We start from the raw sequence: 7,879 nt of genomic DNA on the forward strand, positions 1-7,879 counted from the left end.
GGCATTTTGTTCATAAAATCTTTCATTCCTACTTTGTCCAAAACTTCATCAATTTTGTGCTGCATAGCTTCTTTTTCAGTCCATCCTGTAGCTCTCAAAACAAAAAGCATATTGTCTTTAATAGAACGGTCTGGAAGCAGTTTGAAGTCTTGGAATACAATACCAATTTTACGTCTTAAATAAGGAATGTCGTTTTCTTTTAAAGTTGCCAAATCAAATTCAACAATATGTCCTTCGCCTTCAATTAACGGTAGATCAGCATATAAAGTTTTAAGAAAACTACTTTTTCCAGAACCGGTTTTACCGATTATGTAGATGAACTCACCATGATTAACATCTAAGTTAATGTGAGATATAATTTTTCTTCCTTCTTGATATATAGTGACTTCTTTAAGAGATAGTACGGTTTGTGACATAATAAAATTGGTTTGAATGGTAAAAGTAATAAGATAACGCTTGTATTCAAAATAATTTTGAATCATTTCTTAGGAAAAAGTTTAAATACCAAACTGTATAATCAATATAAGTTCATTTGATAAATAGCAGGAAAGTTTTCTTACGCTTAAAATATCCAATGGCGTTTAGTGGGTTTTTATTATTTGTTTTATAAAGTTTGAGAACCAATAATTTGAAGTTTTTTAAAGCGTAAAATAGCAGCAGTTTAGTAATTTGTTCATAATAAAACCTCAAAACGTTTCGTTATAACCCGTATAAAATGATACATTTGAATACTAAATATTACTAAAATGCGTAAACTTTCCAGGTTCTTTTTATTCCAAATTTTCCTTGCCTCGTCTATAGCTTCGGCACAAAAATCGGCTATTTATACGTACGAATTAAAGGATTTTGACAAAGCACTGGCTTTATATAACGACAAACAATATGCTTCGGCACAATTGATTTTTGAAAAAGTAAAAAACAATACTACAAATGAAGAAGTACAGTCTGACTGTGCTTTCTATATTGCTAATTCTGCCATTAGAACCAATAAAGCAAATGCCGATGCTTTGGTAGAGCAATTTGTAAATGATTATCCGACTAGTACTAAACAGAATCAGGCTTATATTGAGGCAGCACAATATTTCTTCGAACAAGGAAATTATCCAAAAGCTTTGCAGTGGTTTGATAAAGTTGACGAAAGCTACATGAGTAAAACAGAATCGGATAAGTTTAACTTCATGAAAGGCTACAGCTATTTTAATGCTAAAAAGAAAAAAGAAGCTACGAACTATTTTAATAAAGTGGTAAATTCTAAAGAATATGGTTCTCAAGCCAAATATTATTTAGGTTTTATGGCGTATGAAGGCGACGATTATAAAGAGGCTACAAAATATTTTGATGAGGTTTCGGGCGAAGAAAAGTATAAAGAGAAGTTGTCATACTACCAAGCTGATATGAATTTCAAACTTGGAAATTTCCAAAAAGCGATTGATCTAGGATTGGTAGCCATGAATAAATCAAACGATATTGAAAAATCAGAACTGAATAAAATTATTGGAGAAAGTTATTTCAATTTAAAACAATACGGAAAAGCAATTCCGTATTTAGAACAATATGCAGGAAAAAAAGGGAAATGGAACAATACCGATTTCTATCAGTTAGGTTATGCGTATTATGAGCAGAAAGAGTACGAAAAAGCCATTTCTCAATTCAATAAAATTATTGAAGGAAAAGATTTTGTGGCTCAAAATGCTTACTATCATTTAGGATTAAGTTATTTAAATACAGGTAAAAAGCAAGAAGCTTTAAACGCTTTTAAAAATGCTTCTGAAATGGATTTTAATGCTCAAATTCAAGAAGATGCGGCTTTAAATTATGCTAAATTGAGTTATGATATCGGAAACGCTTATCAGGCTGTTCCTGGTATTTTATTAGATTTCCTTAAAAAATATCCAAACAATTCAAGTCGTTCAGAAGTAGAAAAACTATTGGTTGATTCTTATATTTCTTCTAAAAACTATAAAGAGGCTTTAGTTTTATTAGAAAAAAATAGAAGTGCAGAAAATAAAGCAGCATACCAAAAAGTGCTTTTTTACCGCGGATTGGAATTGTACAACGAAAATAATTACCAAGAAGCGGGTAAAATGTTCAAAAGTGCTATCAGTGAACAAAAAACTCCTGAGTTTACAGCGCGTGCCACTTTCTGGAAAGCAGAAACAGAATATCTGAATGATGATATGCAAAATGCGTTATTGACTTACAAGCAATTTGCTGGAATGGCTGCCGCAAAATCTACAGACGAATATAAAAACATTAATTATAATATTGGTTACACGTACTTTAAATTGAAAGATTACGATCAGGCAGCAAACTCTTTTCAGGCTCAAATTGATAATTCGCCTTCAGACAAAGTTCGTTTAAACGATTCTTATTTACGTTTGGGAGATTGCCGTTTTGTAACTTCAAAATATAGCGCAGCAAACGAAGCTTACGCAAAAGCAATTGCTGCAAAAGGCGTAGACGCAGATTATGCTCAATTTCAAAAAGCACTTTCTTATGGATTTATGTCTAAAAATGATAAGAAAGTTGATGAGTTAAATAATTTCCTTCAGATGTACAAAAAGTCATCTTACCGTGACGATGCTTTATTTGAATTAGGAAATACTTATGTTGCTGAAAAGAAAAACGATCAAGCAATTAAAACATATGATCAATTGATTTCTGAATTTAATAACGGGTCTTTTACTTCAAAAGCAATTTTAAAACAAGGTTTGATTTATTATAATTCAGATCGTGATCAACAGGCTTTAACAAAATTTAAAAAAGTTGCAGCCGAATTCCCGAAAACTCCAGAAGCTTTAGAAGCAGTAGCTACAGCACGATTAATTTATGTAGACTCTGGAAAAGTAGACGAATATGCAACTTGGGTTCGTACATTAGATTTCGTTGCCGTTACAGATGCCGAATTGGATAATGATACTTACGATGCGGCTTTTAAACAATACAGCCAAAACAATTCAAAACAAGCAATTACTGGTTTCGCGGGTTATGTTTCTAAATTCCCGAACGGGATGCATGCGTTAGAAGCTAATTTCTATTTAGCTCAGCTGACTTATGCAGAAGGTTCTGAAACGAAATCTATTGCAAATTATCAGTTTGTAATTGATCAGCCTAGAAACGAGTTTACAGAGCAAGCTTTAAACAGATTGGCTCAGATTTATTTGAAAACAAAAGATTGTGATAAAGCAATTCCGGTTCTAACAAGGTTAGAAAGTGAAGCCGATTATCCTCAGAATAAAACTTTTGCACAAGCCAACTTAATGAAATGTTATTACGACAAAAAAGATTATGACCGTTCTGTAGTTGCTGCTGAAAAAGTATTAGAAAATCCGAAATCGGATGCAGGCGTAAAAGCAGATGCACAAATTATTGTAGCGCGTGCAGCAATGCAAACAGGAAATGAAGATAAAGCAAAAGCGGCTTATGCAAAACTTTCAGCTACTTCAAAAGGAGAATTAGCAGCAGAAGCTTTGTATTATGATGCGTATTTCAAAACAAAAGAGGGGAAATATGAAGCTTCGAATACGGCAGTTCAAAAACTGGCAAAAAGCTATTCTGCTTATAAATATTATGGAGCGAAAGGTTTGGTGTTAATGGCGAAAAATTTCTACGGATTGAAAGACAGCTATCAAGCAACTTATATTTTGGATAACGTAATTAACAACTTTACAGATTATCCAGATGTTGTCGAAGAAGCGAAAAAAGAATTAGCTGCAATTAAATCGGAAGAATCAAAAACAAATTCGTCGATTAATAGATAGTTTAAGTAGTGAAAAGTGAAATGTTTTCTGTGAAATAGAAAATAACGAAAAACATTTTACATCTCACAAATTACATTTTACAAAAAAAAAACAATGAGTTTACCTTTTTATATAGTTGATGTTTTTGCTGATAAAAAATATGCTGGAAATCAGTTGGCAGTTTTTATGAACGCGGAAAATTTAAGTACAGCACAAATGCAACAAATGGCACGCGAGATAAATTTTGCAGAAAGCACATTTGTTACCAAACTGGATAAAGCCAATAATAAAGCAGAAATTAGAATTTTTACCCCGGCTCACGAAATGCAATTTGCGGGACATCCGATTATTGGAACTTCTTGGGTTTTGATGAATAAGATCTTTGAAAATGCTCCGAACGAAATAAAATTAGAAGTGCCAATTGGACCAATTTCTATCAATAAATCAGACGATTTGATTTGGTTGAAAGCAGCTCAGCCAAAGTTTTGGGATACTTTTTCTAAAATAGATTTTACTTTTTTCAGCAACTTACAAGTTAGCGATTTCGAAAATCAGTTTCCAATTCAGGAAGTCACAACTGGAAGCGCTTTTGTAATGGTTGGATTAAGCAGTAAAAGAGCTTTAGAAAATTTGGTTCTAGATAAAGATAAAGCTGATGAATGGATGAAACAGCACTGCAAAACAGACCACAGAGGTTTATACTTTTATTATTTAGAAGGAGAAAAATTGTTCAGCAGAATGTTGTGTATTGAACATAATCAGTTGGTGGAAGATGCTGCAACAGGAAGTGCAAGTACATGTTTGCAGGCCTTTTTATTAAAATATCATAAACCTGAATTTGAATTGACAAATCATCAAGGAGATTACATTGGCCGCCCATCTGAGATTTATTTTAATGGAAAACTAAGCGGAGATCTTTTTGATATTAGAATAGGAGGAAAGGCTCAGTTTGTGGCTAAAGGAGAATGGGAAGCTTAGAAATTAGATAATTGAGATAATTAGAAAATTAGATAATGTAAAAAGTGAAATGTGAAAAGAAAGATGTAAATGTGAAAAGAGAATATTGGTTGAAAACACATTTTACATTTTACAAACAACATTTTACACAATAATATAAATATGAAATTAAACTGCCGACATAAAATAATCATTTTGTTAGTGTTATTTACTGCTCAGTTTTCGATTGCGCAAAAGAAAAATGAAACGATCGGAACTGAAACTGTAAATGTAGTAAAACCTTATTCGCCGACTATTTCAGATGCTTTTAAAGTGAAAGAAACGCCTTCGCTTGACGATAGCGGTAATCAGCCAAAAGAAGTTATTAAATACAGTATTTTGTCTGTTCCTGTGGCATCGACTTTTACGCCTTCAAAAGGAAAAGCGGAGGGCGTAGAAAAAGCAAAAAAAGAAAGATTGTTTAATAATTATGCGACTGTAGGTGTTGGTAATTATAGCACTTTAAACGCTGAGTTATTTGTAAATCAAGATTTAGGAAACAATGATTATGTGGCCGGAATGTTTCGCCATCATTCTTCTCAAGGCGGAATTAAAGATGTGGAATTGAATGATGAATTTTACGATACAGCAATTAATGTTGGTTATGGTCAAAATAATAGAGATAATAACTGGAACGTTGATTTAGGATATCAAAATCAGATTTATAATTGGTACGGACTTCCGTCAGATTTTGGTTCGACAATTCCAGATCAGCGTTACGATTTGGTAAACAGCATTAATCCAGATCATTCTTATAACACAATTTCACTTGGTGGAAATGCAGAATTTACAGAAAGTATTTTTAGTAAGCTTTCAGCAAGATTTACACACTTTTCAGACAGTTATTCTTCCTCAGAAAATAGATTTTATGTAAAGCCGACTTTTACTGTTGATGTAATGGATCAGGCTATTAAAACAAACGTTATTGTAGATCACGTAAGCGGTTCTTTCAAGAATAATTATTTACATGACAATACGGAAGCTTTAAAATATAGTTTTACAAATGTTGGAATCGAGCCAAGTTTTGTGGTCAATGAAAACGAGTGGACTTTAGAATTAGGAGCTGGAATTTATTACAGTGCAGATTCTGAAAACAGCGGTAATAAATTTTATTTCTATCCAAAAGTGAATGCATCTTATAAATTGGTTGGCGATTTAATGATTTTCTATACTGGGGTAAATGGAGCTTTAAACCAAAACTCTTATGCAGATTTTGTGACAGATAATCCGTTTTTATCTCCAACTTTAAACATGCGTCCATCAAGCACACAATACAATGTTTTTGCTGGTTTGAAAGGAAAATTGGCTAACAATGTAAATTATAACTTGACAGGTTCTTATTTGAATGAGAAAAATAAAGCATTGTTTAAAGCGAATGATTACACAGAAGTTGTTACAAACGAAGATTATGCTTTCGGGAACTCATTTGGAGTAGTTTATGAAGATATTAGAACCTTCCGCTTGTATGCAGAACTAAAAGCCGATTTCTCTCAAAATGTAACTTTCGGAATTAATGGAACTTTTAATAGTTATAACACAGATAATGCAGTTGAAGCGTGGAATTTGCCAACAATGAAATTAAGTTCGACTTTAGACGTTAATATTACAAAGCAGTGGTACGCAGGTTTGAATGTGTTTTATGTAGGCGAAAGAAAAGATATGCAAACCAATACTTCTTTAGGCATTAATGCAGAATCAATTACCTTAAAAAGCTATTTTGACGCCAATGCTCATTTAGGATATAAATTTAGCGAACGTTTGACGTTTTTCTTGAAATTGAATAACATTGGAAACCAAGCTTACGAAAAATGGTTAAATTATCCAGTACAAGGATTCCAAGTTTTAGGAGGTGCAAATTATAAATTTGATTTTTAAGAGATCTTTGCCATAAAGATACTTAGGCACAAAAACATTTTAAATGAATGTGCCTTTTTTTTCAGCCATGAGCTCATGAATTTTTTGGAGTAGATTCGTGAATTCGTGGCTGTTTTTTTTAATTTTATATTATGGAAATTAAACTACGCCAAGAAAATAAAAACGATTTTAAAAGTGTTTTTCATTTGATAGAAAAAGCTTTTGAAAAGGAAGAATACAGCGATCACAAAGAGCAGTTTTTGGTAGAAAGACTGAGGAATTCTGAAGCTTTTATTCCCGAATTGTCAATCGTTGCTGAAATGAATGATGAAATTGTCGGTCATATTTTATTTACTAAACTTGAAGTAAAAAATGAATCTCAAATCTTTCCTTCATTAGCACTTGCTCCAGTTTCGGTTTTGCCAGAATTTCAAGGAAAAGGAATTGGTTCTAAACTTATTTTACACGGTCATAAAATTGCAAAAAGTTTAGGTTACAAATCGGTTATTTTATTAGGTCATCAAGATTATTACCCGAGGTTTGGATATGAACTTTGCGAAAAATACAATATCAAAATGCCATTTGATGTTCCAGCTGAAAACTGTATGGTTATCGCGTTAACAGAATATGGTTTAAAAAATGTAAGCGGAGAAGTAGTTTATCCAAAAGCTTTTTTCGAATAAAATTTAGACAAAGAAAAAAAACCTTTGCACCTTTGCATCTCAGAATCTTAGTACCTTTAAAAAAAATGACTTTCAAAGAAAAAATATATTCTCACTACACTCAAATGGTTCAAGATCGAATAGATGTTTTTAAAGACATGATTTCTGGTTTGACCGAAGATTCAAAAAACGATGCCAAAGGTTCTGCAGGCGACAAACACGAAACTGCTTTGTCAATGATGCATATTGAACAAGAGAAACTGACTAATAAATTAAAAGAAGCAATTAGAGCAAAAAGCAATTTTAGATAAAATAGATCCGCTTAAAACAACTGAAAATATTGTTTTAGGAAGTTTAGTAAAAGCAAACGGAATTTATTTGTATGTAAGTGTGGCACTTCCAAAAATTGCTATTGACGGAATTAATGTCATTGCGCTTTCTCCACAATCTCCTTTAGGAAATCACTTAATGGGAAATAAAGTAGGGATTTGAATTTGAGATTAATAAGACGCATTATACTATTGAAAGTGTTGAGTAATCTATTGGTCTCGGAACAACTTTGTCAAAGTTTTAAACTTTGACAAAGTTCTCTAAATAATCATCTTCACTCAATCTTGTCATTTCGAG

Annotated in this window: 5 protein-coding genes and 1 pseudogene; 5 read left to right on the forward strand and 1 reads right to left on the reverse strand. The window is 32.3% G+C overall.

The features are described from left to right. Nucleotides 1–416, reverse strand: a 416-nt coding sequence (locus B3J44_RS15035; RefSeq protein WP_286969341.1) for a cell division ATP-binding protein FtsE, incomplete at its 3' end; no start/stop codon positions are given. A gap of 330 nt (nt 417–746) precedes the next feature. Here B3J44_RS15035 and B3J44_RS15040 point away from each other — a divergent pair. From B3J44_RS15040 to B3J44_RS15060, 5 genes and pseudogenes are all read left to right on the forward strand, one after another. After that, nucleotides 747–3,761 (forward strand): tetratricopeptide repeat protein, encoded by a 3,015-nt coding sequence (locus tag B3J44_RS15040; RefSeq protein ID WP_286969329.1) that lies wholly within the window; start codon nt 747–749, stop codon nt 3,759–3,761. Between the two features lie 93 nt (nt 3,762–3,854). After that, entirely contained in the window at nt 3,855–4,718 is an 864-nt protein-coding gene (locus B3J44_RS15045) for a PhzF family phenazine biosynthesis protein (RefSeq protein WP_286969331.1), read from the forward strand. 141 nt (nt 4,719–4,859) lie between these two features. Then, nucleotides 4,860–6,611 carry a TonB-dependent receptor gene (locus B3J44_RS15050; protein ID WP_286969333.1) on the forward strand — a complete coding sequence of 584 codons (1,752 nt, stop codon included), beginning with the start codon at nt 4,860–4,862 and terminating at the stop codon, nt 6,609–6,611. 131 nt (nt 6,612–6,742) lie between these two features. Then, complete coding sequence (locus B3J44_RS15055; RefSeq protein ID WP_286969335.1) at nt 6,743–7,273, forward strand: GNAT family N-acetyltransferase; 531 nt, start codon at nt 6,743–6,745, stop codon at nt 7,271–7,273. Nucleotides 7,274–7,338: 65 nt separating this feature from the next. Beyond that, nucleotides 7,339–7,790, forward strand: a pseudogene (locus tag B3J44_RS15060) (hypothetical protein). The last annotated feature ends 89 nt before the right edge of the window (nt 7,791–7,879 follow it).

The sequence above is a fragment of the Flavobacterium sp. UBA4854 genome (assembly GCF_002399805.1).
GTDB lineage: Bacteria > Bacteroidota > Bacteroidia > Flavobacteriales > Flavobacteriaceae > Flavobacterium > Flavobacterium ginsengisoli.

Bases quoted from the DNA above. Each gene is read 5' to 3' on its own strand.
- B3J44_RS15040 (WP_286969329.1), top strand. From the start codon at position 747: ATGCGTAAACTTTCCAGGTTCTTTTTATTCCAAATTTTCCTTGCCTCG.
- B3J44_RS15045 (WP_286969331.1), top strand. From the start codon at position 3,855: ATGAGTTTACCTTTTTATATAGTTGATGTTTTTGCTGATAAAAAATAT.
- B3J44_RS15050 (WP_286969333.1), top strand. From the start codon at position 4,860: ATGAAATTAAACTGCCGACATAAAATAATCATTTTGTTAGTGTTATTT.
- B3J44_RS15055 (WP_286969335.1), top strand. From the start codon at position 6,743: ATGGAAATTAAACTACGCCAAGAAAATAAAAACGATTTTAAAAGTGTT.